Origin of the sequence: Stenotrophomonas thermophila, from assembly GCF_001499715.1 — a bacterium.
Taxonomy (GTDB): domain Bacteria; phylum Pseudomonadota; class Gammaproteobacteria; order Xanthomonadales; family Xanthomonadaceae; genus Stenotrophomonas; species Stenotrophomonas hibiscicola.
This window is the reverse complement of the sequence record NZ_CVIW01000002.1, coordinates 99,765-125,770: the sequence shown is the minus strand read 5'-3', so window position 1 is coordinate 125,770 and position 26,006 is coordinate 99,765. Positions and strand designations below refer to the sequence as shown.

Annotated in this window: 25 protein-coding genes, 2 tRNA genes and 1 pseudogene; 21 read left to right on the top strand and 7 right to left on the bottom strand. The window is 67.5% G+C overall.

The features are described 5' to 3' along the window. Positions 1 to 2,018: autotransporter outer membrane beta-barrel domain-containing protein (locus BN1263_RS02880; RefSeq protein WP_144435316.1), on the top strand; the 2,018-nt coding region annotated here is incomplete at its 5' end. 56 nt (positions 2,019 to 2,074) lie between these two features. On the opposite strand, the gene BN1263_RS02875 is transcribed toward BN1263_RS02880, so the two are convergent. Beyond that, the gene (locus tag BN1263_RS02875; RefSeq protein WP_058979454.1) at positions 2,075 to 2,518 is read right to left on the bottom strand and encodes a GNAT family N-acetyltransferase; all 444 of its coding nucleotides are present in this window, start codon (positions 2,516 to 2,518) and stop codon (positions 2,075 to 2,077) included. 351 nt (positions 2,519 to 2,869) lie between these two features. Between BN1263_RS02875 and BN1263_RS02870 the strand changes: the two genes are divergently transcribed. Beyond that, the gene (locus tag BN1263_RS02870; protein WP_058979450.1) at positions 2,870 to 3,244 is read left to right on the top strand and encodes a DUF3592 domain-containing protein; all 375 of its coding nucleotides are present in this window, start codon (positions 2,870 to 2,872) and stop codon (positions 3,242 to 3,244) included. A gap of 334 nt (positions 3,245 to 3,578) precedes the next feature. On the opposite strand, the gene BN1263_RS02865 is transcribed toward BN1263_RS02870, so the two are convergent. Next, positions 3,579 to 3,671: transfer RNA gene (locus BN1263_RS02865), tRNA-Ser, on the bottom strand. 143 nt (positions 3,672 to 3,814) lie between these two features. Here BN1263_RS02865 and dnaX point away from each other — a divergent pair. The 4 genes from dnaX to BN1263_RS02845 all read left to right on the top strand — a co-directional run bounded on the left by dnaX (position 3,815) and on the right by BN1263_RS02845 (position 7,328). Next, complete coding sequence (dnaX, locus tag BN1263_RS02860) at positions 3,815 to 5,863, top strand: DNA polymerase III subunit gamma/tau (RefSeq protein ID WP_058979453.1); 2,049 nt, start codon at positions 3,815 to 3,817, stop codon at positions 5,861 to 5,863. Positions 5,864 to 5,869: 6 nt separating this feature from the next. Beyond that, positions 5,870 to 6,190 carry a YbaB/EbfC family nucleoid-associated protein gene (locus tag BN1263_RS02855; protein WP_019659509.1) on the top strand — a complete coding sequence of 107 codons (321 nt, stop codon included), beginning with the start codon at positions 5,870 to 5,872 and terminating at the stop codon, positions 6,188 to 6,190. A 111-nt stretch (positions 6,191 to 6,301) separates the two neighbouring features. Then, positions 6,302 to 6,901, top strand: coding sequence for a recombination mediator RecR (gene recR, locus BN1263_RS02850; RefSeq protein WP_058979448.1), 600 nt, complete (start codon positions 6,302 to 6,304; stop codon positions 6,899 to 6,901). A 67-nt stretch (positions 6,902 to 6,968) separates the two neighbouring features. Then, entirely contained in the window at positions 6,969 to 7,328 is a 360-nt protein-coding gene (locus tag BN1263_RS02845) for a histidine triad nucleotide-binding protein (RefSeq protein WP_005408300.1), read from the top strand. Positions 7,329 to 7,404: 76 nt separating this feature from the next. Here BN1263_RS02845 and BN1263_RS02840 read toward each other — a convergent pair whose 3' ends face one another. The 4 genes and pseudogenes from BN1263_RS02840 to BN1263_RS02825 all read right to left on the bottom strand — a co-directional run bounded on the left by BN1263_RS02840 (position 7,405) and on the right by BN1263_RS02825 (position 11,772). Then, positions 7,405 to 7,932, bottom strand: a complete 528-nt coding sequence (locus tag BN1263_RS02840; protein ID WP_019659507.1) for a Slp family lipoprotein — start codon at positions 7,930 to 7,932, stop codon at positions 7,405 to 7,407. Beyond that, the gene (locus BN1263_RS02835) at positions 7,929 to 9,878 is read right to left on the bottom strand and encodes a transglutaminase TgpA family protein (protein ID WP_058979446.1); all 1,950 of its coding nucleotides are present in this window, start codon (positions 9,876 to 9,878) and stop codon (positions 7,929 to 7,931) included. The genes BN1263_RS02840 and BN1263_RS02835 overlap by 4 nt, the downstream gene beginning before the upstream one ends. After that, positions 9,871 to 10,794, bottom strand: coding sequence for a DUF58 domain-containing protein (locus BN1263_RS02830; RefSeq protein ID WP_032955142.1), 924 nt, complete (start codon positions 10,792 to 10,794; stop codon positions 9,871 to 9,873). Before BN1263_RS02830 ends, BN1263_RS02835 begins: the two co-directional genes overlap by 8 nt. 23 nt (positions 10,795 to 10,817) lie before the next feature. Continuing rightward, positions 10,818 to 11,772, bottom strand: a pseudogene (locus BN1263_RS02825) (ATP-binding protein). Between the two features lie 42 nt (positions 11,773 to 11,814). Between BN1263_RS02825 and BN1263_RS02820 the strand changes: the two are divergent. After that, positions 11,815 to 13,650 carry a glycosyltransferase family 39 protein gene (locus BN1263_RS02820; RefSeq protein ID WP_058979444.1) on the top strand — a complete coding sequence of 612 codons (1,836 nt, stop codon included), beginning with the start codon at positions 11,815 to 11,817 and terminating at the stop codon, positions 13,648 to 13,650. 100 nt (positions 13,651 to 13,750) lie between these two features. Here the strand turns inward: BN1263_RS02820 and BN1263_RS02815 are convergent, their stop codons facing one another. Beyond that, positions 13,751 to 14,320, bottom strand: coding sequence for a Maf family protein (locus tag BN1263_RS02815; RefSeq protein WP_058979442.1), 570 nt, complete (start codon positions 14,318 to 14,320; stop codon positions 13,751 to 13,753). A 113-nt stretch (positions 14,321 to 14,433) separates the two neighbouring features. Here BN1263_RS02815 and BN1263_RS02810 point away from each other — a divergent pair, with 113 nt between their 5' ends. From BN1263_RS02810 to BN1263_RS02745, 14 genes are all read left to right on the top strand, one after another. Further along, entirely contained in the window at positions 14,434 to 14,943 is a 510-nt protein-coding gene (locus BN1263_RS02810) for a YceD family protein (RefSeq protein ID WP_019659501.1), read from the top strand. A 107-nt stretch (positions 14,944 to 15,050) separates the two neighbouring features. Beyond that, positions 15,051 to 15,245, top strand: coding sequence for a 50S ribosomal protein L32 (gene rpmF / locus BN1263_RS02805; protein WP_005408308.1), 195 nt, complete (start codon positions 15,051 to 15,053; stop codon positions 15,243 to 15,245). A gap of 91 nt (positions 15,246 to 15,336) precedes the next feature. Continuing rightward, positions 15,337 to 16,314 carry a beta-ketoacyl-ACP synthase III gene (locus BN1263_RS02800; protein ID WP_019659500.1) on the top strand — a complete coding sequence of 326 codons (978 nt, stop codon included), beginning with the start codon at positions 15,337 to 15,339 and terminating at the stop codon, positions 16,312 to 16,314. Between the two features lie 76 nt (positions 16,315 to 16,390). Next, positions 16,391 to 17,173, top strand: coding sequence for a BUD32 family EKC/KEOPS complex subunit (locus BN1263_RS02795; RefSeq protein WP_019659499.1), 783 nt, complete (start codon positions 16,391 to 16,393; stop codon positions 17,171 to 17,173). 147 nt (positions 17,174 to 17,320) lie between these two features. Beyond that, on the top strand, positions 17,321 to 18,265 hold the full coding sequence (fabD, locus tag BN1263_RS02790; RefSeq protein WP_058979440.1) for an ACP S-malonyltransferase: 945 nt from the start codon (positions 17,321 to 17,323) through the stop codon (positions 18,263 to 18,265). Positions 18,266 to 18,346: 81 nt separating this feature from the next. After that, complete coding sequence (gene fabG, locus BN1263_RS02785; RefSeq protein WP_005408312.1) at positions 18,347 to 19,090, top strand: 3-oxoacyl-ACP reductase FabG; 744 nt, start codon at positions 18,347 to 18,349, stop codon at positions 19,088 to 19,090. Between the two features lie 152 nt (positions 19,091 to 19,242). Next, a complete protein-coding gene (gene acpP, locus BN1263_RS02780) occupies positions 19,243 to 19,482 on the top strand; it encodes an acyl carrier protein (protein WP_005415509.1) in 240 nt (79 codons plus the stop codon). Between the two features lie 142 nt (positions 19,483 to 19,624). Then, entirely contained in the window at positions 19,625 to 20,887 is a 1,263-nt protein-coding gene (fabF, locus tag BN1263_RS02775) for a beta-ketoacyl-ACP synthase II (protein ID WP_058979438.1), read from the top strand. Between the two features lie 214 nt (positions 20,888 to 21,101). Next, on the top strand, positions 21,102 to 22,466 hold the full coding sequence (locus tag BN1263_RS02770) for an aminodeoxychorismate synthase component I (protein WP_058979436.1): 1,365 nt from the start codon (positions 21,102 to 21,104) through the stop codon (positions 22,464 to 22,466). 209 nt (positions 22,467 to 22,675) lie between these two features. Further along, positions 22,676 to 23,737: an endolytic transglycosylase MltG gene (gene mltG, locus BN1263_RS02765; protein ID WP_058979434.1), complete on the top strand. Its 1,062-nt coding sequence runs from the start codon at positions 22,676 to 22,678 to the stop codon at positions 23,735 to 23,737. Then, entirely contained in the window at positions 23,734 to 24,399 is a 666-nt protein-coding gene (gene tmk, locus BN1263_RS02760) for a dTMP kinase (protein ID WP_058979432.1), read from the top strand. The genes mltG and tmk overlap by 4 nt, the downstream gene beginning before the upstream one ends. Next, positions 24,396 to 25,352: a DNA polymerase III subunit delta' gene (locus BN1263_RS02755; protein WP_058979430.1), complete on the top strand. Its 957-nt coding sequence runs from the start codon at positions 24,396 to 24,398 to the stop codon at positions 25,350 to 25,352. The genes tmk and BN1263_RS02755 overlap by 4 nt, the downstream gene beginning before the upstream one ends. Next, on the top strand, positions 25,349 to 25,702 hold the full coding sequence (locus tag BN1263_RS02750; protein WP_005412452.1) for a PilZ domain-containing protein: 354 nt from the start codon (positions 25,349 to 25,351) through the stop codon (positions 25,700 to 25,702). Before BN1263_RS02755 ends, BN1263_RS02750 begins: the two co-directional genes overlap by 4 nt. 175 nt (positions 25,703 to 25,877) lie before the next feature. Continuing rightward, positions 25,878 to 25,952 (top strand) — tRNA-Val (locus BN1263_RS02745). The last annotated feature ends 54 nt before the right edge of the window (positions 25,953 to 26,006 follow it).

Sequence of the window (26,006 nt, the reverse complement as noted above, 5' to 3'; positions counted from 1 at the left end):
GTAACAACACCTATACCGGCGGCACCACCATCAACACCGGCGGCACGCTGCAGGTCGGCAACGGTGGCGCGAGCGGTGCGATCACCGGCAACGTTGCCAACAACGGCAGCCTGGTGTTCAACGTCGGCGGCAACACCACGGTGGGCGGCACCATCAGCGGCAACGGTGGCCTGACCCAGGCCGGCACCGGCACCATGGTCCTGACCGGCAACAACACCTACACCGGCGGCACCACCATCAATGCTGGCGGCACCGTGCAGGTCGGCAATGGCGGCGCCAGCGGCTCGATCACCGGCAATATCACCAACAATGGTGGCCTGGTCATCAACACCGGCGGCACCACCACGCTGGGCGGCACCATCAGCGGTGGTGGCAGCATCGTGCAGGCAGGCCCGGGCGGCCTGAACCTGGGCGGCAACAGCGGCGGCTTCAGCGGCACCGGCCAGGTCACCGGCGGTGGCCTGAATGTCACCGGCAACATCGGTGGCCAGTGGACCATCGGCAGCGGTACCACGCTGTCCGGTACCGGGACCATCGGTGGCACGGGTGGCGGCGTGACGGTGTCCAGCGGCGGCGTGCTGTCGCCGGGCAATGGTCCAGGCAACAGCGGCGGTGCGGGCAATGGCGCCGGCACCATTACGGTGGGCGGCAATCTGACCCTGTCGCCGGGCAGCACGCTGGGCATCGACCTGGGTGCCACCGGCAGCGACACGGTGCAGGTGGGCGGTAGTGCAAACGTGGGTGGCAGCACGGTGCGGGTGAACACCATTTCGCCGAGCACCAGCTACCAGCAGGGCCAGCAGTACACGGTGGTCAATGCAGGTGGTGGCGTGAGCGGGCAGTTCGCTTCGGCAACCTCGCCGTCGGCCTTCCTGACGATCACGCCGGTCTATACCGCCAATACCGCCAACCTGCAGATAGACGTGGCGCAGACCGCAGCATTCACCACCGCAGCGACGACGCGCAACCAGTACAACACTGCCGCAGCGCTGGACAGCCTGCCGCAGAGCGGCCCGGCGCTGGGCCTGTACAACACCCTGCTGATGTATGACGCGGGCACTGCGCGCGCGGCGTTCGACCAGCTTTCGGGTGAAGTGCATGCGGCCAGCCGCGCGGTGCTGCTGTACGACAACTACCTGGAGGAGGGTATCCGCCAGCGCCTGGGCAGTGAGCTGCCGACCGTGCGTGGTGAGCGAGCCTCGGCCTGGCTGGCCGGGAGTGGCAAGGTGTTCCGCCAGGACGGTGACGGCAACGGCGATGACATCCGCTCCAACCGCAATGCGCTGATGGCGGGCGTGGACTGGCAGCTGGGCGAGCACGTGGTGCTGGGTGCGGCCGCAGGCAACGAGCGGCTGGATACGCGCCTGTACGATCGCAGTTCGCGGGCCCGCCTGCGTGGCCACACGTTCGGCCTGTATGCGCAGGGCCAGTGGAACAACGGTTTCGCGGTCGGTGGCAGCGTATCGCGCGGCGACTACCGCACGCGCACCACGCGTGAGGTGCCGCTGCTGGGCCAGACCCTGTACAGCCGCCAGGACTCGGATGTGACCATCGCGCAGGTGGAGGGCAGCTGGACCTGGACCCATGGCAGGACCCAGCTGCAGCCGTACGTGCAGTTCACCAAGCACTGGGTCGACAGCGATCGCGCAGTGGAGCAGGGCGGCACCGCTGCCCTGGAGCTGGAAGGCGGCAAGGACACGCTCAATGTCAGCACCGTGGGCGTGCGTGGACGCTGGGACGTGGGCAGCGGCGAGCGCTTCCCGGCGCAGCTGACCGTCGGCCTCGGCTGGCAGCACGCTTCGGGTGACACCGATGTGGCCAGCCGCAACCGCTTCGCCGTCGGTGGCAATGCCTTCGACGTCTACAGCGCGGTGATGGCACGCAATGCGCTGGTCAGTCAGGTCGGCGTGGCGGTCGGCCTCGGCCGCAACAGCCAGCTGTCGATGTTCGTGCAGGGCCAGCATGGCGATGGCCGCCGCGACGTGGGTGGGCAGATCAACCTTCGCGTGGGCTTCTGAGGGAAGTGCGGCGATGTTGGATCCAGGCTTGCGTGGATCCGGGGCGGGGCGGAGGGCTAGACCCTCCGCTCCATCTCCACGGCGTCGATCCCGGCGCCGTGGCCATTGGACACGATCCGCGTCACCTGGAAGCCCAGCCCGGCATAGAAGCCCTGGGTGTGCTGGCTGGTACTGAGCGTGATGCGCTTGATCGACGGATCCGCTTCGGCCTGGCGCAGGCGTGCCAGCGCCAGTTCGCGGCCCAGTCCCTGCCGGTGCAGCGCGCGCTGCACCATGCCCCAGCAGAAGCCGGCACTGCCGTCGCCGCGTCGCGACAGGCCGCCACAGGCCACGATGCTGCCATCGCGCTCGATCACCTGGAATGCACAGTCCATGGCCTGCTCGCGCAGGAAGCGTTCAAAGTCGCTGCGCTCTTCGGGCGCGAAATAGGTGGGCACGTTGCTGTCGAACATCGACAGGCAGGCGCTGGCGTCGGCGGGGCGGTAGAGGCGGAGGTTCATGGGAAATGCCATGGAGTTGCCCGGCTGCATTTCAACCGTCCAGACGTTGGGAGGGGGCGAAGCGTTCCAGGGTACATGGAGCGATGCCGATCCTTTTCCAGGTGACTTTCCCCACTCGAATGACCGTGCTCGGGACGCAGGCGCCTGTACCAGGCGGGTGCGTCGTTCGCGGGCAATGGCGAGGCGCATGCGGCCGCGATGGCGTGCAGCGGGGCGCGGCGGCTTCCGGGCTATGCTTTCGACACATGGGACTGACCGCGCGGCAGGATCCGCCGGCCCCATTCGTCTTCCTGCCTGCAACGGAGCTGCCCAGTGACGCCCGACCCTTCTCTTTCCCGGACTGCCCAGCTCATGCGTGGTCTGCTGTTTGGCGCGGTGGGCCTGTTGAGCCTTGCCGTGGCCGCCCTCGAGGTGACGCATCGTCTTGAGTTCCTGGAGGTCGCGCAGGCCGTTGATGGCCAGGTCGAGCGCCTGAACGCCGGCGGATCGCATCCGCAGGTCGCGTTCACCACCGCGACCGGCCAACGCATCTCGTACCCGCAGGGCGGCATGATTTTCGGCTATGAGCCTGGGCAGCCGGTACGCGTGCTGTACGACCCGGCGCGACTGCGGCTGGAGCCGGTCCTGGATACGTTCGGTGCGTTGTGGGGAATGACGGTCGTGTGGGGGCTGCTGGGGCTGGCGTTCGTCGGCGCCTGCGTGCGGGGACTGCTCCGGCGCAGATGACTCGCGGCCGATCGCGCGCCGTCGGCGGGGGGGCCGTTGGACCGGCCACGGCGGCAGCGCCCGTTCAGTCCGGTAGTACCTGCGGCGATTCCCGACAGTCAAATGAAAAAGCCGCCCACTGGGCGGCTTCTTCATTTATCTGGCGGAGAGAGGGGGATTGTCGGGTGCATCCCTGCACCCGATCCCGATGCGCGTTGCGCCCCGGGACCAGCCTGCTGCTGTCCGGTTCTGCTCCTGCAGAACCGTCGAACCCCGGCGGGGCTTCTCACCACCCATCCCATCCGCCAGACAAACGCAAAAGGGCCACCCTGTGGGCGGCCCTTTTGCGTTTGTCTGGCGGAGAGAGGGGGATTCGAACCCCCGAAGCGCGGTTTAGACGCTTACACACTTTCCAGGCGTGCTCCTTCAACCACTCGGACACCTCTCCGGATCCCTGCCACCGGCAAACGCCTCAGCAGGGGCGCAGATTCTAGCGGGCGGCGCGGCCGGACACAAGCGCCCAGATCACGGACGCATCCGGGCGCATTGTTGGCGAGGGGGCTGGACAGGCATGGCACAATGGAACATCCGATGGAAAACGGTGGCCTGATGTCCTACCTCGTCCTTGCCCGCAAGTGGCGTCCGAAGCGTTTTGCCGAGCTGGTGGGCCAGGAACACGTGGTCCGTGCGCTCAGCAACGCGTTGGACAGCGGCCGTGTCCACCACGCGTTCCTGTTCACCGGTACCCGCGGCGTGGGCAAGACCACCATCGCGCGCATCTTCGCCAAGTCGCTGAACTGCGAGCAGGGCACCAGCGCCGACCCGTGCGGCCAGTGCGCGGCCTGCCTGGACATCGACGCCGGCCGCTACATCGACCTGCTGGAAATCGATGCCGCGTCCAACACCGGCGTGGATGACGTGCGCGAGGTGATCGAGAACGCGCAGTACATGCCGTCGCGCGGCAAGTACAAGGTCTACCTGATCGACGAAGTGCACATGCTGTCCAAGGCGGCGTTCAATGCGCTGCTGAAGACGCTGGAAGAACCGCCGGAGCACGTGAAGTTCCTGCTGGCCACCACCGACCCGCAGAAGCTGCCGGTCACCGTGCTCAGCCGCTGCCTGCAGTTCAACCTCAAGCGCCTGGACGAGGATCAGATCCAGGGCCAGATGACGCGCATCCTGGCGGCAGAAGAGATCGAGGCAGACGGCAGTGCCATCGTACAGCTGGCCAAGGCCGCTGACGGCAGCCTGCGCGACGGCCTGTCGCTGCTGGACCAGGCGATCGCCTATGCCGGCGGCGCGCTGCGCGAGGACGTGGTGCGCACCATGCTGGGCACGGTCGATCGCACCCAGGTGGCGGCGATGCTCGATGCGCTGGCCGAGGGCGATGGGCCGCGCCTGCTGCAGGTGGTGGCCGCGCTGGCCGAATTCTCACCGGACTGGAGTGGCGTGCTGGAAGCGCTGGCCGAAGGCCTGCACCGCATCCAGGTGCAGCAGCTGGTACCGGGTGCGGCCGCTGCCGAAGGCCTGGACGCCGTCGCATTCGCCGAGCGCCTGCGCCCGGAAGTGGTGCAGCTCTGGTACCAGATGGCCCTGAATGGCCGGCGCGACCTGCCGTTGGCGCCGAGCCCGCGCGCAGGTTTCGAAATGACCGTGCTGCGGATGCTGGCATTCCGCCCGGCCGTAGCAGTCCCGCCGGTACCGAAGTCGGTGGATGGTGCAGGCAATGCGCCGGGTGGCAATGCGGCCGGTGGTGGCACCGGTGCGGGTACCCACGAAGCGATGCCGGCGACTGCCGCCGCTTCGGCAAGCCCGGCCGTGGTGGCGCAGGTGGCCGCTCCGGTGCAGGCCGCGCCGCGCGAACCTGAACCCGAACCCGAGCCGGCCCCGCAACCCGAACCGGACCCGACGCCGGAGCCCGAGCCGGTTCCGGTGGAAGAGCCTGTGCAGCCGCCGCCGATGAAGGCTGAGGCCGCTCCACCGTCTGCTGAAGCGGAAGCGGGCGACGACCTGCCGCCGTGGGCCACCGACGAAACCGAGGCGCGTGACGAGGCGCTGGCGGCCGAGATGGCGGGGCCAGACGCCGCCATGGTCGCGCCCTGGCATGAGCCGCCGGCTCCCGTCGTGGCTCCCAGCGAGCCTGCACCGCCCGAGCGCCCGTTCCGCACTGAAGGCATTGCCATCGCGCCGGCCGAGCCCGCGCCAGTGCAGGGGACCGCGCCGCTGGAAGGTGTCAGCGACCTGGCCACGGCCGAGGACTGGCTGGATCTGGTGGCCAACAGCGGCCTCAGCGGCCCGTCGCGGCAGCTGGCGGCCAACGCTGCCTTCATCAGTTGCCAGCACGGGACCTTGAAACTGGGCCTTTCGCCCGGATTTGAGTACCTGCGCTCTGAGCGTGCGCTGGCCGCCCTGGGCGAGATGCTGGAGAAAGCCCTTGGCCAGGCCCCGAAGATCGTGGTCGAGACCGTGGAGATCGAGCACGTTCCGGCCGAGACCCTGCATCAGCGTGCCGACCGCCAGCGTAGTGAGCGGCAGCAGGTGGCAGAGGCTGTTTTCATGGACGATCCGGAGGTGCAGGTGCTGATCCAACAGCACGGTGCCCGGGTTGTTTCCGATTCCATCCGTTCTTTTGACGAGTAAGAGACTATGCGCGGCAACATCGCCCAACTGATGCAGCAGGCCCAGAAGATGCAGGAGAACCTGCAGAAGGCCCAGGAAGAAATCGCAAGGATCGAAGTGACCGGCAGTGCCGGTGGCGGCATGGTCAGCGTGACCCTGACCGGCGCCAAGGAATGCCGCAAGGTGCGCATCGACCCGTCGCTGACCAGCGACCCGGAGATGCTGGAAGACCTGATCGCCGCCGCCTTCAACGATGCTTCGAACAAGATCGATGCCGAGTCGAAGTCGAAGATGGGTTCGGCCACCGCTGGCATGCAGTTGCCGCCGGGCATGAAGCTGCCGTTCTGATTCTTGGCGGGGCGCCTGCTGCTGCAGGCGCCCGCTGCAACCCTCAGTCGAGCATGGCTCGACTCTACACGTAGCTGTCGAGCTTGCTCGACGCCATCAAAGCACACCGCCGTGTCCGCACCCCTGCTTGAACAATTGATCGACGCGCTGCGGGTGCTGCCTGGCGTGGGCCAGAAGACGGCGCAGCGCATGGCCTACCACCTGCTAGAGCGCGAGCGCGAAGGTGGCCAGCGCCTGGCCCAGACCCTGGCGCTGGCGGTGGAGCGCATCGGCCACTGTGCGCAGTGCCGCGATTTCAGCGAAACCGAGCTGTGCCCGACCTGTGCCAACGGCAGCCGCGAGCGCAGCCAGCTGTGCGTAGTCGAATCGCCGGCCGACCGCCTGGCCATCGAAAACGCCACCGGCTTCCGCGGTGTCTACTTCGTGCTGCAGGGGCGACTGTCGCCGCTCGATGGCGTCGGCCCGCGCGAACTGGGCCTGGAGCAGCTGGAGCGACGGCTGGCCGAAGGCGAGGTGCAGGAGCTGATCATCGCCACCAGCGCCACTGTCGAGGGCGAGGCCACCGCGCATTACCTGGCGCAGCTGGCGCGCGCACGCAAGGTACAGCCCAGCCGCCTGGCGCAGGGCCTGCCGCTGGGCGGCGAGCTCGAATACGTTGATCGTGGCACGCTGTCGCACGCGTTCGGTACGCGCAGCGAATTCCGCGATTGAGCAACGGCCGGACGTGGCCGGGCGTGGGCGGCCTACAATGCGGGAGACATCTCCGCCGAGGCCGACCATGAGCAACGAAACCCTTTTCAGCAAGATCATCCGTCGTGAGATCCCGGCCACCATCGTCTACGAGGATGACGAGGTGCTGGGCTTCAAGGACATCGCACCGCAGGCGCCGGTGCATGTGCTGTTCATCCCGAAGAACGAGATCATTCCGACCCTGGATGACCTGCAGCCCTCGCAGGCGCACCTGATCGGCAAACTGGCCCTGGCCGCTGCCGAGTACGCGCGCCGCGAGGGATTCGCGCAGGACGGCTACCGCATCGTGATGAACTGCCGTGAGCATGCCGGGCAGACCGTGTTCCATATCCATATGCACCTGCTGGCGGGGGCACCGCTGGGGCATTTCGGTGCGCCTGGGCGTTGAAGCCCCTGTCCACGCCATGCGTGGATGAAAAAGGCCGCCCGAGGGCGGCCTTTCCGTCATGCCTGTGCGGTGGCGATCACCACCAGCCCCAGCGGCCATAGCCGCCCCAGTAAGGGCCCCACGGACCCGGACCCCACGGGCCATAGGGGTAGGGCACCACATCGACCTGGCGCTGTTCCGGCCACAGGTAGATGACATCGGCCGCCAGCTTCGGCAGGCGATAGTCGTACTCGCCGATGCGGGTGTTCTGGTAGCCGTCGATCTTGCCGATGAAGGTGACGTCACGACCGGCCTCGAACACCGCCGGGTCGTAGAAGCCGGCACGGCAGGCGATGAAGCGGCCGTCGCTGGCATCGGACGAGGTGGTGTTCGGGCGGCCACTGCCATTGAGCGGGCGCGAGATGATCTGGAAGCAGGTCTCGCCCTGGCCAGGCTTGGTTTCGATGATGCGACCGCCCCAACGGACCGGCGTGCCGACCTGCTGGGTAGCGACCGAGTCGCGAGGAGAGACCAGGCTGAACTGTCCCTGCAGCGGCTTCGGGGCCGTGGCGCAGGCCGACAGGGCCAGCGTGGCCACAGCGGTGAGGAGGAACTTGGTGTTCATGGGGAGGCTCCGGAAGTCGGGCGATGCCTGCGCAGGTCCCGCAATAATGAGGCGAGGTCGTTGCAAGTTCCAGCGTAGCGCGCGTCGGCGAAACGCTGGCTGAGCGCGAGCAGGGTCGGGTCGGGTCGCTGCCGGTGAACCCGCTGTGCCCAGTGCTGTGCGGTTTCGTGCGGTTCTCGGGCCAGGCCGAGGCGGGCGTAGCGTCGCCCGAGGCGATGCCAGGCGCGCAGCAGCGGGTCGCGTTCGCGCTCGCCGCGGGCCAGCAGCCAGGCCATCCACGCCAGTGCCAGCAGGGCGGCCACGACGAAGCCGGCGACCAGCTGCCCGGGACCCAGATCGTCCAGCCCGAAAGGCTTGAGCAGTTGCTGCTGGCGGCGCGCATCGAAGGACAGCACCAGATCGTTCCAGCCGCGGCGCAGCCAATCCCCCATCTGGCCCAGCTGCAGCCACCGCTGTCGCAGTGGTGTGTCCGTGCCGGCCCGCAGGCGGTCGTCCAGCGTGTCCAGGATGCGTTCCGGTGCCACGGCCGCCGTCGGGTCTACCCGTACCCAGCCGCGCTGCGGCAGCCACACCTCGGCCCAGGCGTGGGCATCCATCCGCCGCACCACCCAGTAGTCGCCGATGCGGTTGCGGGTGCCGCCGGCGAAACCGGTCACCACCCGCGCGGGTACACCCGCGTTGCGCATCAGCACCACGAAAGCCGAGCTGAAGTGTTCACAGAAGCCGGCCTTGTAGCCGAACAGGAACTCGTCGATCGGGTCGCGCCCCGCCGCCGGGGTATCCAGTGTGTACGAGAAATCCGTGGTGATCCACTGCAGCGCGCGGCGCACGATGGCCTCGTCATCACCGCCGGCGTCCTGTCGCCATTGCTGGGCCAGGGTGGCGGTGCGCGGGTTGAAACCGGCCGGCAGCTGCAGCGTCGCGCGGCGCAGAAGGGGCGACAGCGTGCTGTCGAACTGCCGTGGAGGGGCCGAATGCAATCGCCAGCGGCTGAGCGAGGCCAGCGGGCGTTCGCTGCGCAGGCTCATGTCCGCATCCAGCATGCTGCCCGCAGGCGCACCGCTGGGCAGGTCCAGCGCCACAAGCTGGCGGCGGTCAGTCGGCTCGTAGTCGATCTGGTAATCCCAGCCCTGTGTACCGGCTTCAACCACCGCAGCAGGTCGCCGCGCGCTCGCAGGCTCGCGTGTCCAGCGCCGTCCATCGAAGGCGGTCAGTACAGGGCCGCGCCAGTAGCGCTGCGCCGGCTCGGGTGGGGCGCCGAAGAACTGCACGCGCAACGCCGGGGTGTCGTCGGCCATCAGGTCCAGCCACTGGCCGGGTTCCATGCTGTCGGACAGCCCCGGTGTACCCACGGCGCGCTCGGGAACGCCCCACAGTGGCGTGGCAAGGCGCGGGAACAGCCAGAAGCAGGCCAATGCCAGCGGCAGGCCGATCGCCAGCAGGCGGCCGACACCACGCAGCTGCCCGTGCAACGGCAGGCGGCCAGCATGGCCTTCATCCTGGGCCAGGCGTTGCAGGGCGAGCAGTGCGCTGACCCCGGCCAGCGCGGCCAGTGCTGTTGTCAGCGGCCCCTGGTCGAGCAGGAATGCTGCAAAGGGCGAGAACAGCGCAAAGCCGAGCAGACTGCGGGCATCACGCAGGCTGCGCAGCTCGCTGGACTTGATCGCCAGCATCGCGGCCAGCAGCGCGCAACCGGTGTCGCGTCCTGGGCGCACCATGCCCATCTGCCAGACGATGGCGCCGAGCATGGCCAGCACCAGCAGCAGGCGCACCGGCATCGGCAGCACTGTCCGCCGCGACAGGGCGGCGGTGAAAATCGCCGCCAGCGCGATCACGCCCGCCAGCAGTGGCGGCAGCTGCAGCAGCAGCGGCAACAGAGCCAGCGCCGCGCTGGCCAGGGTCCAGTTGCGGGCGTTGCGGTCGAGCAGCTCCGGGGTCTCAGTCATGCGGCATCAGCGCCAGCGCGCGCAGGCACAGGTGGTGGTGGCTGGCGCCCTGTCCGGGCCCGAACGGCGGGTGTGCAGGCAGCAACAGGGTGTAGCGGCGGCCCTCGCGCTCGGCTACATCCACCCAGCGCGCCAATCGAGCGATGCGTGCTTCTTGGCCCAGCGGCGCCAATGCGCGCCAGTCGAGGACTACTTCGATGCCGACCGGTTTTTCGTACTCGCGCACCAGCAGGCTGTCGCGGCGTGCCGAGTGCTTCCAGGAAATGCTGCGCGGCGCATCGCCCGCCCGGTAGGGGCGCAGCTGATGCAGTTCCTCGCCGCTGGCGTGGGCACGGGTATGCAGCGGATCGCTGCCGCTCTCCGGCAGTGCAGGCGCCAGGGCTTCGGCCAGTGGGTAGACCAGCAGCGGCTGTTCCGGCCACACCCACGACCACGCCCGCACCAGGCCCAGGGGCTGGGTCGTGGACAGGCGGATACGTGGAAGCTCCAGCCAGCCCCGGCGTTCGCTGGGAACCTCCAGTTCCACTTCACCACGGCCGTGTGCAGGCAGCGAGGTCCAGGCCTGGCTGTCGCCCAGCTGGAGATGAAGGCCGTGCCGCGCACGCGGATCCCGCAGAGAGAGGTCCACGCGCAGGCGCAAGGGTTGCCCGGCCGGTACCGGCTCGGCGGAGATCGCGTCGATCTGTACGCCGGACAACTGGAGATGCGCGGCAATGGCACTGGCGATTGCCGCTGCCGCCAGCAGCAGGGCCAGCAGCAGGGCGGGATTGTTGTTGTAGTTCAGCGCGCCCAGCAGCATGGCTGCCAGCAGGATTGCAACGAACAGGCCGAAGCGGGTGGGCAGCACATAGATGCGATGGCGATCCAGTCGCTTCGGCAAGGCTTCGGGCCTGCGCGGCCGAGCCAGCAGCTGCATGCGTGCCCAGCGTGTGGCCACGTTCAATCCACCGCGACGGTCTGCAGGATCGCGCGTGCCAATGCCGGCCCCGAACTGGATTCGGCTTCCGCCACCAACCGGTGGCCGGCCACGGCGACGAACAGCGTCTGCACGTCCTCCGGCACCACATGCGCGCGACCCAGCAGCAGTGCATGTGCTCTGGCTGCACGCAGCAGCGCCAGGCCGGCACGCGGCGACAGGCCGACGCGCACGCCTGCGTGCTGGCGGCTGCGGGTCAGCAGGGCCTGCACATAGTCGATCAGCGCGTCGCTGGCATGCACCTGGTTCACCGCGTCGCGCAACGTGCGCACCTGGGTGTCATCCAGCTTCGGCACGGCCCGCGCGATCAGGTCGCGGCGGTCGCTGCCACGCAGCAGCTCGCGCTCGGCCTGGGCGCTGGGATAGCCCATCGCCAGCCGCAGCAGGAAGCGATCCAGCTGTGAATCCGGCAGCGGGAAGGTGCCTGACAGGTCCACCGGGGTTCTGTGTGGCGATGACGAAGAAAGGGTCCGGCAGCGGGTGCGTCTGCCCGTCCAGGGTGACCTGCTGCTCGGCCATCGCTTCCAGCAACGCGCTCTGCGTGCGCGGGGGGGCGCGATTGATCTCGTCGGCCAGCAGTACGTGGGTGAACACCGGGCCTGGGTGGAACTGGAACTGGCGGCTGCCGGCTTCATACACCGACACGCCCAGCACATCGGCGGGCAACAGGTCTGAGGTGAACTGCACGCGCTGGAAACTGAGGCCCAGGCTGCTGGCCAGCGCATGCGCCAGCGTGGTCTTGCCCAGGCCGGGCAGGTCTTCGATCAGCAGGTGGCCGCCGGACAGCAATGCGACGAAGGCCAGCCTGACTTCCGGCACCTTGCCCAGCACCAGTGCGTTGACCTGATCCTGTGCCTCCCGCAGGGCCTGACGCAATTGATCGGTTAGCATGCTGGGATTGGGGGACGAGGCTGGCATGATCGTCTCAGATCTGGAATCCACTCGATTATCCATAGAGCAATGCAAGGCGAACAGCGCGCACGGACGATATTTCTCTGGTTATGGACGCTGGTCACAGCGGCCAAGCTGATCGTTGCCGCGCGCCTGCCGCTGTTCGTCGACGAAGCGTTCTATTGGCAGGAAGGCCAGCATCTGGCCGCAGCCTATTCGGACCTGCCCGGGCTGACCGCGTGGCTGGCCCGGCTGGGCGTTGAGATCGGTGGCCATCACGTGCTCGCGTTGCGCCTGCCATTCCTGGCCATCGGTGCGCTGCTGCCGCTGCTGGTGGTGCGCACGGCCACGCGCTGGTTCGGCAACGTGGCCGGTTGGCAGGCGGGCAGCCTCACGCTGTTGATGCCGTTGTCGGCGACGCTGGGCCTGCTGGCGGTGCCGGACGTGCCGATGGCACTGGCGGCGGTGATCTGCCTGCATGCCGGCGCGCGCCTGCTGCACAACGTGGATGCCTCCTCGGCGATGAAGCTGGCGCTGGGCCTGTTGATCGGTGCGCTCAGCCATTACCGCTTCATCGGTGTCATCGGCGTGGGTTTCATTGCGCTGCTGGCATTGCCGCAGGGGAGGCGCATGCTGGCCGATCCGCGCGTATGGGTCGCGTTGGCGGTGGGCGTGCTGGCGTGGCTGCCACTGCTGGCGTGGAATGCGGACAACCACGATGCCGGGCTGAAATTCCAGGTGGTCGAGCGTCATCCCTGGGCCTTCGAATGGGGCGGGCTGTGGTTCCTGGTGATCCAGCCGATGCTGGTGACGCCGATCCTGTGCATGGCGATGTGGAAGGTGGCGCTGGCAGGAACCCGGAGCGGTGGCGGCGCGCGCGTGCAGTGGCGCTATTTCGGCCTGGTGGGCGGCGTATCCACGCTGGGCATTTTCGTGCTCGGCTTCTTTACTGACGTCGAGCGGATCAGTTTCCACTGGCCGCTGCCGGGTTACCTCGCACTGCTGGTGGCGGTGCCGGTGGTGCTCAACGGCTGGCCGCGCTGGCTGCGCCGCACCGGCTGGTGGTTGGCCGGTGCGGGCATGGTGCTGGCCTTCGGCTACTACCTGATGGCCTCCACGCCGGCACTGCGCGAGCAGATGGCCGGCAGCAAGTACTACCCGCGCAATTTCGCCGGCTGGCAACCCCTGGCGGTAGCGGTGCGCGAGGAGTTGCGGCAGATGCCGCAAGGGACACGCGTGCTGGCCGGCAACTTCAAGGTCGGCGCTGAACTGGGTTTCCAGCTGGGCAATGGCAACATCGAGGTGCTGCCGCATCCGCTCAATGACAAGCATGGCCGCACCGCACAGCTGGCACAGTGGGGCCTGCTGCATCAGGGCGAGCGCACGGCGCCGATGCTGCTGGTGCTGTCACCCAGCGACCAGCGCTATCGCGAACTGCTGGCGCGCTATCACGTCATCTGCGATCAGGTGGGGCCGCTGCCTGCGCCACGCGTGGTCAGCAGTGATCACGGATTCCAGCGCTTCCTGTTGTTCCGCCTGCCGGTGCAGCGCGCGCAAGGGCCGTGCGTGACGCCGGCGATGGCGTGGCTGGATGCGCCGTCCAACGGCGAGAAGGTGTCCGGCACGCTCGCGATCAAGGGCTGGGCGTTCAAGGATGGCGTCGGCCTGGCGCGGGTTGAAGTGCTGGTCGATGGCCGCTCCATCGGTGATGCCCGCTACGGGCGTGTGTTCGACGTGCGCCACACCTGGCCGGACAGTACCGATCCGCAGCATCCGGCGGTGGGCTTCGACGCATCGTTGGATACCACCACGCTGGCTCCGGGCAAGCACTGGCTCGGGCTGCGCCTGCATGGCCGCGATGGCAGCGTGGAGGCGTGGCAGGAGCAGCCGTTCGAGGTTCGTTGAGGTCCTCTGGTCCTGTAGAGCCGAGCCCATGCTCGGCTGCTTCTGCTTCAGATGCAGGCAGCCTCAAAAAAACAGCCGGGCATGGGCTCGGCTCTACCGTTCACGGCACCGCGAAACCTGCCCTGCGCAGCAATCCGCATAGCGTGATCAGCGGCAGGCCGATCAGCGCGGTCGGGTCGCGGTTGTCGATGGCGTCGAACAGGCTGATGCCCAGGCCCTCGCATTTGAAGCTGCCGGCGCAGTCCAGCGGCTGTTCGGTGGCCACGTAGCGGGCGATCTCGTCCGGTTCCAGTGCGCGGAAGCGGACCTCGGTCAGATCGGTGGCCGTGAATGATGCTCCATCACGGCTGAGGCAGACGGCGGTATGGAAGTGCACGGTCTGCCCGGACATCGCCGCCAGCTGTGCGCAGGCGGCCTCGACCGTACCCGGTTTGCCCAGTGGCTGGCCGTTCAGGTCCGCGACCTGGTCCGAGCCGATCACCCACGCGCCGGGACGCCGGCACGCCACCTCGACCGCCTTGGTGGCGGCCAGGCGGGTGGCCAGGGCCAAGGGCGCTTCGTTGTTCAACGGGGTTTCATCCACCTCAGGGCGCGCGCAGTCGAAGGGCAGGCCCAGCCGCTGCAGCAGTTCACGGCGGTAGCGGGACGTGGAGGCCAGGACCAGTGACATGCGACAATACCGGGGCAGGGCGAAGCAGTCTGGCCCGTCTGCAGCGCCAGCGGCAAGTCCTGTATGGCGGGCATTTGACAGCCGCCGCCCCGATCCTTAGTATTCAGCGGCTTATGTCCGCGAACGTGCCCGAAACGCTGGATGCCTGGCGGATGGTTGTAGCGCGAAGGCGCTTCGACGGTCAGGTCTCCCTGGCTGAATTGACCCGCCTGCAGGGGTTGGTCGCAGATACCGACGGCGAGTGCGTCTACTCGCTTGAATTCGGTCGCGACGACGTCTTGCGGGTATCCTATGTGGAACTGACCATCGACACCGCGTTGCCGCTGACCTGTCAGCGCAGCATGCAGCGATTCCTGTTGCCGGTGAAGGTGACCCAGAGGCTTGGCCTGATCCGCGACGAGGACGAGGAATCGTCCCTGCCGGAGGAATACGAGGCGTTGCTGGTGCCGGAAGATGGCCAGCTGAAGCCGCTGGATCTGGTCGAGGACGAGCTGGTGCTGGCGGTGCCGGTGGTACCGCTGTCGCCCGACGGTGAAGCAGTCGACAAGGACTGGGCGCCGAGCGAAGAAGAAACAAAGAAGGCCAACCCGTTTGCGGCGTTGGCGGCATTGAAGAAACAATAGCAGCCGGTTGTCGTCGGCGGCTGCGGCGAAAGCGAAAAGTGTGCTGGGCGCTGGCGTCCTGTGCGACGAAACGACGAAGCAAAACGAACCGAGTTTGGAGCAATCCCATGGCTGTCCAGAAATCCCGTGTTACCCCGTCCCGCCGCGGCCAGCGCCGTTCGCATGACGCCCTGAGCGCCAAGCAGCTGTCGACCGACCCGACCACCGGCGAAGTGCATCTGCGTCACCACATCACTGCCGATGGTTTCTACCGCGGCAAGAAGGTCATCCAGACCAAGACCTCGGCCGTCGAAGAAGATTGATGTGCCGGGAAGGCCGCTGCCTCCGGGCAGCGGCCTTTGCCTTCTTTCCCGGGCGTGCCGGTGATCGGCGGCCCGCGCAACAGGAAACATGATGAGCAAGCGGATCTACTCGAGGATCGCGGGCACCGGCAGCTATTTGCCGGAAAAAGTCCTGACCAACGCCGACCTGGAAAAAATGGTCGAAACCTCGGACGAGTGGATCCAGTCGCGCACCGGCATTCGTGAACGGCACATCGCGGCCGAAGGCGAAACCACCAGCGACCTTGGCTACAACGCCGCCCTGCGCGCGCTGGAAGCCGCAGGCATCGACGCTTCGCAGCTCGACATGATCGTGGTCGGTACGACCACGCCTGACCTTATTTTCCCGTCCACCGCGTGCCTGATCCAGGCCAAGCTCGGTGTGGCCGGGTGCCCCGCCTTCGACGTCAACGCAGCCTGCTCGGGCTTCGTGTTCGCGCTGGGCGTGGCCGATAAATTCATCCGTTCCGGTGACTGCAAGCACGTGCTGGTGATCGGCACCGAAACGCTGACCCGCATGGTCGACTGGAACGATCGCACCACCTGCGTACTGTTCGGCGATGGCGCTGGCGCCGTCGTGCTCAAGGCCGACGAAGAGACCGGCATCCTCAGCACCCACCTGCATGCCGACGGCAGCAAGAAGGAACTGCTGTGGAACCCGGTCGGCGTCTCGAGCGGTTTCAAGGACGGCGCCAACGGTGGCGGCACCATCAACATGAAGGGCAACGACGTGTTCAAGTACGCCGTCAAGGCGCTGGACTCGGTCGTGGACGAGACCCTGGCCGCCAACGGCCTGGACAAGTCCGACCTGGATTGGCTGATTCCGCACCAGGCCAACCTGCGCATCATCGAAGCCACCGCCAAGCGCCTGGAGATGTCGATGGACCAGGTGGTGGTGACTGTCGACAAGCATGGCAATACCTCGTCCGGCTCGGTGCCGCTGGCGCTCGACGCCGCCGTGCGTTCGGGCAAGGTCGAGCGCGGCCAGCTGCTGCTGCTGGAGGCCTTCGGTGGTGGCTTCACGTGGGGTTCGGCTCTGTTGCGCTATTGATAGTGCAAGTTACGACAATGTGAAGCTTTGTCGTTGCGGCCCTCCGGGGCCGTGACGCGTTTAAGGAGGACCTGTCATGGTTGAGCCCATCGTCATCGAAGGGCAACGTGCCTGGCTGAAGCAGTACGGCAAGGGAAGCCGGGCGCTGGCCCTCGGCCTGCTCAATTTTGTTGCCCGTCGTTTCCACCTCGATGCCCTTCGTCCTCCTCCGCACCGTGGCGGCGACGCCGCACGCGAAACCGAGGCCCGCCGCCTTGCAGAACTGCAGGCGCAAGGTGTGAACGTGCCTGACGTGCTGGGCACCGGCCATGCCGCGCTGGTAATCGGCGACAACGGCAGCTCGTTCAATACCTGCCTGCGCCAGGCCGACGAGGCCGGTCGTGATCGGCTGGTCATGGCGGCGATGCAGGCCATTGCCGAAGCGCATGCGCGCGGCGCCTATTTCGGCCAGCCGTTGCCGCGCAACCTCACCTGGGATGGCGACAAGGTCGGCTTCATCGACTTCGAGGAAGATCCACTGGAAGTGATGGACCTGTCCGAAGCCCAGGCCCGCGACTGGCTGATGTTCGGCTATGGCGTGGCCAAGTACTACGCCGACCGCCCCGAGCACCTGCAGGCGATGATGGCCGAGGCGATGGGCGGTGCCCAGGCGCCGGTGCGCGAGCACGTGCATGCGGTCAGTGGCCGCCTGCGCAGCCTGGCCCGGGTCTGCATGAAGCTGGGCCGTTCAGCGCGCGCGCTGGCCCATTCGATCTTCATCACCCATGGCGCCAGTACCGCGGGTGTGCTGATGCTGGTGGGGCTGTGCGTGGATTTCCTCGCCGACGGCGATCTGGACGTCCTGCAGCTGTTCTGCTGATCGTCGGCCGGGGTCAGATCCCATTTCCGGTGGAAAAGGGATCTGACCCTGTCATTGCTCCATACGCCTGCATACGCGCACGTACAGACGACACAGCGGATTCCCCCTTATCATGGCCCGCTTCGATTGCAACAAGCGGATGACCGCGTGACCGTATCCACCCTCGCTTTTGTCTTCCCCGGCCAGGGCTCGCAGTCTGTGGGCATGGTGGCCGAGCTGGCCGAACTGCACCCGCAGGTGCGTGAAGCCTTCACCGAGGCATCCGATGGTGCCGGTGTCGACCTGTGGGCGTTGTCCCAAGGTGGCCCGGAGGAAATGCTCAACCGTACCGAATACACCCAGCCGGCCCTGCTGGCCGCCAGCATCGGCGTGTGGCGCGCCTGGAACGCCGTGGGCGGTCCGCGCCCGTCGGTGCTGTCCGGCCACAGCCTGGGCGAGTACACCGCCCTGGTCGCCGCCGGCGCGCTGAGCCTGCATGACGGTGCGCACCTGGTGCGCCTGCGTGGCCAGCTGATGCAGGAAGCGGCACCGGCCGGTGTCGGTGCCATGGCCGCCGTGCTCGGTGCCGAAGACCAGCTGGTGCTGGACGTCTGCGCCGAAGCCGCAGGCAGCCAGGTGGTGGTGCCGGCCAACTTCAATTCGCCGGGCCAGATCGTGATCGGTGGCGACGCCGATGCGGTCGACCGTGCACTGGCGCTGCTGGCCGAGAAGGGCGTGCGCAAGGCGGTCAAGCTGGCCGTCAGCGTGCCCTCGCACACCCCGTTGATGCGCGAAGCCGCCAACCGCCTGGCCGAAGTGATGGCCGGCCTGTCCTGGCAGGCGCCGCAGCTGCCGGTGGTGCAGAACGTCGATGCCCAGGTGCACGACGGCGTGGACGCCATCCGCACCGCGCTGGTCCAGCAGCTGTACCAGCCGGTGCAGTGGACCGGTTGCGTGCAGGCGCTGGCCGCCCGCGGCATCACCCAGGTTGCCGAGTGCGGCCCAGGCAAGGTGCTGACCGGCCTGGTCAAGCGCATCGACAAGGCCATCGATGGCCGTCCGCTGGCCACGCCGGGCGACTTCGAAGCCGCCCGCGAGGCATGGTCGGCCTGACCTGCCCTGTTCCTGCCGGCCGTACCGGTGGCCGCTGCAAGCGGCACGGTGCGGCGGCCGCTCCCGTCTGAGGAAAACATCATGAGCAAGCCCCTGCAGGGTGAAATCGCACTGGTCACCGGTGCCAGCCGTGGCATTGGCGCCGCCATCGCCGATCTGCTGGCCGCCCAGGGCGCCACCGTCATCGGCACCGCCACCACCGAATCCGGCGCTGCCGCGATCGGCGAACGCCTGGCTGCCCACGGCGGTCACGGCCGCGCGCTGAACGTCACCGATGCCGCCGCGCTGGACAGCGTGCTCGATGGCATCGCCAAGGAATTCGGCCCGATCTCGATCCTGGTCAACAATGCCGGCATCACCCGCGACAACCTGCTGATGCGCATGAAGGACGAGGACTGGGCGTCGATCATCGACACCAACCTGACCAGCGTGTTCCGCACCAGCAAGGCGGTGATGCGCGGCATGATGAAGGCACGCAAGGGCCGCATCATCAACATCGCATCGGTGGTGGGCGTGACCGGCAACGCCGGCCAGGCCAACTACGCCGCGGCCAAGGCCGGCATCATCGGCTTCAGCAAGTCGCTGGCCAAGGAAATCGGTTCGCGCGGCGTCACCGTCAATGTTGTCGCACCTGGCTTCATCGACACCGACATGACCAAGGCGTTGCCGGAAGAAGCGCGCACCGCGCTGATCAACGACATCGCCCTCGAACGCCTGGGATCGCCGGAAGACATCGCCCATGCGGTGGCCTTCCTGGCCAGCCCGGCTGCCGGTTACATCACCGGCGAAACCCTCCATGTGAACGGCGGCATGTACATGCCGTAAGCAAGGGGCGCAGGGATTGCGCCGCAAGTGGTTGATCTGCGGGGGTTTTTGCTGCAATGCAAGGCCGCGCCGGTTTCCACTACACTATCCCACGGCCATCGCCCTTGATGGCGACCACTTTTGAACCACAACTCCATCTGGAGCGAGATCCCATGAGCACCATCGAAGAACGCGTCAAGAAAATCGTCGTCGAACAGCTTGGCGTCAAGGAAGAAGAAGTCACCAACAGCGCATCGTTCGTCGATGACCTGGGCGCTGACTCGCTGGACACCGTCGAGCTGGTGATGGCCCTGGAAGAAGAATTCGAGTGCGAGATCCCGGACGAAGAAGCCGAGAAGATCAGCACCGTGCAGGCCGCCATCGACTACATCAAGGCCCACGTCAAGGCCTGATGTCAGACGGCAGTGCGCGCGCGGGCTCACGCTCGCCGCGCACCGCACCCCATGGGGCCGCAGTTGCGGCCCCGTGTGTTTGGGCATCACACCGAAGCAAACCGTGTTACCCGATTGAACCTTCGGGTCAGGAGAATCAGCAATGAAGCGTCGCGTCGTCGTAACCGGCCTGGGTATCGTCTCGCCGTTGGGCAATGATCTGGCCAGCAGCTGGGAAGGCATCACCCACGGTCGTTCGGGCATCGGTCCGCTGACCAACATTTCTGATGCCTACCTGGATCGGTTCACCACCAAGATTGCAGGTGAGGTCAAGGGCTTTGACATCACCGCCGACAACGAACTGTTCGGCAAATTCCGGGTCAGCGGCAAGGATGCCAAGAAGATGGACCCGTTCATCCATTACGGCCTCGGTGCCTCGTTCATGGCCCTGCACGACTCGGGCCTGGAGATCACCGACGCCAATGCCGAGCGCATCGGCGCCATCGTCGGCGCCGGCATCGGCGGCCTGCTCGGCATCGAAGAGCAGACCATCGAGTTTCACGAGGGCAAGAAGATCTCGCCCTTCTACGTGCCCAAGACCATCATCAACATGCTGCCGGGCCAGCTGAGCATCATCACCGGCCTGAAGGGCCCGTCGTTCTCGGCGGTGTCGGCGTGCGCGACCTCGAACCATTCGATCGGTACCGCGATGCGCATGATCCAGTACGGCGACGCCGACGTGATGGTGGTCGGCGGTGCCGAACGTGGCTCCTCGCCGACCGCACTGGGTGGCTTCTGCGCGATGAAGGCCATGAGCACCCGCAATGACGCCCCGGAACAGGCTTCGCGCCCGTGGGACAAGGACCGTGACGGCTTCGTGCTGGGCGACGGCGCCGGCATCCTGATCCTGGAAGAGTACGAGCACGCCAAGGCGCGTGGCGCAAAGATCTACTGTGAACTGGCCGGCTTCGGCGCCAGCTCCGACGCGTACCACATGACCGCACCGAGCGAGAACGGCGAAGGCGCCGCGCGCTGCATGGTCATGGCCATGAAGGACGCGGGCGTGACCCCGGAACAGGTGGGTTACCTCAACGCGCACGGCACCTCCACGCCGCTGGGCGACCTGGGCGAGACCATGGCCATGAAGACCGCCTTCGGCGACCACGCCTACAAGATGATGGTCAGCTCCACCAAGTCGATGACCGGCCACCTGCTGGGCGCTGCTGGCGGCGTGGAAGCGATCTTCTCGGTGATGGCGCTGCAGGACAACGTCATTCCGCCGACCATCAACCTGCAGCAGCCGGGCGAAGGCTGCGACCTGGACTACGTGCCCAACGAAGCACGCCAGGCCAAGGTCGACGTGGTGATGTCCAATGGCTTCGGCTTCGGCGGCACCAACGGCACGCTGGTCTTCAAGCGCGTCTGACCGGTGTTGCGACGTCGCGCCACGCTCGACGTCGCATTGGTAGAGTCGACTGTCAGTCGACTGCCTTTCGATCCGCCGCGGTGATCGTTGATGGGAAAGCAGTCGACTGACAGTCGACTCTACCCATCGGCAATCCGACAAACGGATCAACGCCGTGCACCACGGAGCCGCCGCAAGGCGGCTTCCGTGCATCTGAACCCCCGACCTGGCCGCCATGACCCACGCACCGCTGATCCACCCGCTGCCGCACCCGATCGATCTGCTGGCCCTGCAGCAGCATGACCCGGCGCGCTTCCCGCTGCTGATGGAATCCACTGCCTCGGGCACCGCCCAGGGCCGCTGGAGCCTGCTGCTGGCCGCGCAGGGCGAGGGCCTGCGTCTGGACGCCGATGGCCAGGTGCGCGACCTGCAGGGTGCCGTGCAGCCCGGCACGTTCCTGCAGGCGCTGGATCGCGCTTGGCAGCACGAACGCCTGCCGCACGACGGCAGCCACAGCCTGCCGTTCCGTGGCGGCTGGGCGCTGATGCTGGACTACGAAGTGGCCAGCCAGATCGAACCGGTGCTGCCGGCGCGCGCGCGCGAGGACGGCCGCCCGACCGCGCTGGCGCTGCGCTGCCCGGCCGCGGTGCTGCACGACCACCAGAACGACGCCAGCTTCGTCATCGCCGAAGCCGGTGAGCAGACCCTGCTGGAGGCGCTGATGACCTTGGCGTCGCAGGCATTGCCGGAGGCCGGGCAGGGCTGGCAGCCGCCGCAGTCGGTCGGCGAGGATGCGCCACAGCGCTTCACCGATGGCGTGCGCCGGGTGATCGACTACCTGCGTGCCGGCGATGTGTTCCAGGTGAACCTGTCGCGGCGCTGGAGCGCGCAGTTCGCCGCGCCGGTCAGCCCGCAGGCGTTGTATGCGCAGCTGCGCCGTGCCAACCCGGCACCGTTCGCCGGGTTGTTCAGCGCGCACGGCCGCCACGTGGTCAGTTCCTCGCCGGAACGGCTGGTGTCGGTGCATGCCGGCCACGCGCAGACGCGTCCTATTGCCGGCACGCGTCCGCGCTTCGAGGGCGACGATGATGCCGCGCGCATCCAGGAGCTGGTCGGCCACCCGAAGGAGCGTGCCGAGCACGTGATGCTGATCGACCTGGAGCGCAACGACCTGGGCCGTATCTGCCTGCCCGGCACCGTGGTGGTCGATGAGCTGATGACCGTGGAGAGCTACGCGCATGTGCACCACATCGTCAGCAACGTCAGCGGCCACCTGCGCCCGGAGGTCACGCCCGGCGAGGTGATCGCCGCCACGTTCCCGGGCGGCACCATCACCGGCTGCCCCAAGGTGCGCTGCATGCAGATCATCAGCGAGCTGGAGCAGGTGCCGCGCGGTGCCTACACCGGCGCGTTCGGCTGGCTGAACCGCGATGGCGACCTGGACCTGAACATCCTGATCCGTACCGCCGAAGTGGATGGCCACGAGGTGAGCTTCCGCACCGGCGCCGGCATCGTGGTTGATTCGGACCCGGACAAGGAACTGGACGAGACCCGCGCCAAGGCCCGCGGCCTGCTGCGCGCGCTGGGCCAGCAGGGGTAGGCGTGTTCCGGTAGTGCCGGCCGCTGGCCGGCAACCTCATGCACCCACGATCCGCGCGCTTGCCGGCCAGCGGCCGGCACTACCGTACCGGTGGGTGCCAGTGTTCGGGTGGGTGCCGACCGTTGGTCGGCACGGGCGTGTGGCCCGGTCATGACCCCAATCCACCGGCACGGTATCCTGCACGACGGAATCGAGTTCAGAGGTAGTCCATGGCGGGAGCCAAGCGCGGGTGTCTTTTCGTGGTAACGCTGGTGGTGGTGCTGGGCGCCGTCGTGGCCGGCGCCGGCGCGTGGTTCTTCCACCAGCAGACCCGGTTCGCCGATGCCCCGATCACCCCGACCGCCGAGAGCGTGGTCATCGCCAGCGGCGATGGCATGAACAGCGTGCTGCGCAAGCTGCGCGAGGCCGGCGTGGACGAGGGCCAGGACACCCAGTGGCAGCTGCTGGCGCGCCAGCTCGATGCGGCCGGCAAGCTGAAGGTGGGCGAGTACGCGCTCAGTGGCGAGCTGACCCCGCGCGAACTGCTGCTGCGCATGCGCGCCGGCAAGGTGCTGCAGCACCGCGTCACCATCGTGGAGGGTTGGAACATCCGCCAGCTGCGTGCCGCACTCAAGCGTGCCGAGCCGCTGCTGCACACCACCGACACTCTTGATGACGCCGCGCTGATGCAGCGCCTGGGCTTCGGTGGCCAGCATCCGGAAGGCCGCTTCCTGCCGGAGACCTACGTCTACCAGCGCGGCGACAGTGATCTGGACGTGCTCAAGCGTGCCCACGCCGCAATGGAAAAGGCGCTGGACGAAGCCTGGGAAAGCCGCGCGCCGGACCTGCCGATCAACACGCCCTACGAACTGCTGACGCTGGCCTCGATCATCGAAAAGGAAACCGCGCTGGCCAGCGAGCGCCCGCAGATTGCCGGGGTGTTCATGCGCCGCCTGAAGATCGGCATGCGCCTGCAGACCGACCCGACCGTGATCTACGGCCTCGGTGCTGCGTATGACGGCAACATCCGCCGTCGCGACCTGACTACCGATACGCCGTACAACACCTATACCCGCGCTGGCCTGACCCCGACCCCGATCGCCATGCCCAGCCGCGACGCGCTGATGGCCGCCGCGCAGCCGGCCGCCGGTGATGCGCTGTACTTCGTCGCCGTGGGCGATGGCAGTGGCGCGCACGTGTTCTCGCCCAGCCTGGACCAGCACAACGCCGCCGTAGCCCGCTACCTGCAGCAGCTGCGCCAGCAACGTACCCAGGAGACCCCGGCGCAATGAGTCCCGCGCTGCTTCGCCACCCGCGTTTCGTCAGCCTGGAAGGCGGCGAGGGCGCGGGCAAGACCACCGCCATCAATGCCATCCGTGACTGCCTGCGCAGCCACGGCCACGAGGTGGTGCTGACCCGCGAGCCGGGCGGTACGCCACTGGCCGAGCGCATCCGCGGCCTGGTGCTGAAGCCTGATGCCGAGATCGCTGCCGAGCCGCTCAGCGCCGAAGCCGAACTGCTGCTGGTGTTCGCCGCGCGCGCGCAGCATGTGCGTCAGGTGATCCAGCCGGCATTACAGCGCGGTGCCTATGTGTTGAGTGATCGCTTCACCGATTCCAGCTACGCCTACCAGGGCGGCGGCCGTGGCCTCGATCCGCAGTGGATTGCCGACCTGGAGCGCCGCGCGGTCGGCCTGTTGCCGGGGCTGACCCTGTTGCTGGATGTGGACGTGGCCGTCGGCCGCGCGCGCGCCAACGGTCGCGACCTGTGGCCGGACCGCATCGAGAGCGAGCAGGACGATTTCTTCCAGCGCGTGCGCGAAGTGTTCCGCAGCCGCGCACAGCAGGACCCGCAGCGCTTTGCGTTGATCGACGCCGGCCAGGTGCAGGAACGCGTGGCCGCCGACGTGGTTGCGCGTGTCGAGCGCTGGCTGCAGGACGGGGAGGGCGCATGAATACCTTTTCACCGTGGCAGCAGCGCGCGTTCGACCAGACCGTGGCCGCGCTCGACGCCGGTCGCCTCGGTCATGGCCTGCTGATCTGCGGCCCGGCCGGGCTGGGCAAGCATGAGGTGGCGCTGGCGCTGGCCGACCACGTGCTGGCGCAGGGCGATGCAACGCACGCCACGCGCACGCGCCAGTTGATCGCCGCCGGCACCCATCCGGACCTGCAGCTGGTCAGCTTCATTCCGAACAAGAGCGGCGACAAGCTGCGTACCGAGATCGTCATCGAGCAGGTGCGCGAGATCACCGACAAGCTGGCGCTGACCCCGCAGTACGGCGTGGCGCAGGTCGTGATCGTCGATCCGGCCGATGCGATCAACCGTTCGGCCGCCAACGCGCTGCTGAAGACGCTGGAGGAGCCGCAGCCCGGCCGCTACCTGTGGCTGATCAGCAGCGATCCGGCACGCCTGCCGCAGACCATCCGCAGCCGTTGCCAGCGCCTGGAGTTCAAGCTGCCGCCGCAGCACGAAGCACTGGCCTGGCTGCAGCAGCGGGGCCATAGCGAGGCGTTGGCGCGCGAAGCGCTGGACGCCGCGCGCGGCCATCCCGGCCAGGCCGACAACTGGCTGCGCGAAGACGGCCTGAGCCTGCGCCGCGAAGTCGGTCGAGATCTGGAACAGCTGGCCGCCGGCAAGACCGGCGCGGTGGAGCTGGCGCAGAAGTGGTGCGGTGACGACAACGCGGCGCTGCGCCTGCGCTTTGCCGCCGACCTGGCGCTGGCCCAGGCCAGCACCGATGCCTTGACCACGCCGGAGCGATTGCACAAGCTTGCAGCCTGGTTCGATGCGGCCAACCGCACCCGCGACCTGCTGCGCACCACGGTGCGTGCAGACCTTGCGGTGGTCGAGTTGCTGCTGGCCTGGAACAAGGTGAACGAGCGGCCTGCCGCAAGGGGAAATCGATGAGTGCCAGCAACGCCCGCCAGGGCATCCTGTCCCTGGCCGTGAAGGACAAAGCCGCGCTGTACAGCGCGTACATGCCGTTCGTGAAGAATGGCGGCATCTTCGTGCCCACGCCCAAGCGCTACTTCCTGGGCGACGAGGTGTTCCTGCTGCTGACCCTGCCCGATTCCAGCGAGCGCCTGCCGGTGGCGGGCAAGGTGATCTGGGTGACCCCGGCCGGCGCGCAGGGCAACCGCACCGCCGGCATCGGCGTGCAGCTGGCCGACGGTGCCGAAGGCGAGGGCGTGCGCCACAAGATCGAGACCCTGCTGGCCGGTCTGACCGGTTCGGACAAGCCGACGCATACGATGTGAGTCCGGTAGCGCCGGGCTGGGCTCGGCTGCATGCCCCGAAACGCCTGTGAACCCGCTGTTCTGTAGAGCCGAGCCATGCTCGGCTGCGCACCCCGAAAACACCCGTGAACACGAATGTGAAAAAGTGTTGACGGCCTCTGAAAAGCCCCTATAATGAGCGGCTCAGCAACACACCGGGCGGTTAGCTCAGCGGTAGAGCATTGCCTTCACACGGCAAGGGTCACAGGTTCGATCCCTGTACCGCCCACCATGTTGCAGAACGAAAGAAGCCTCCAGAAATGGGGGCTTTTTTGTTACCAGCGAT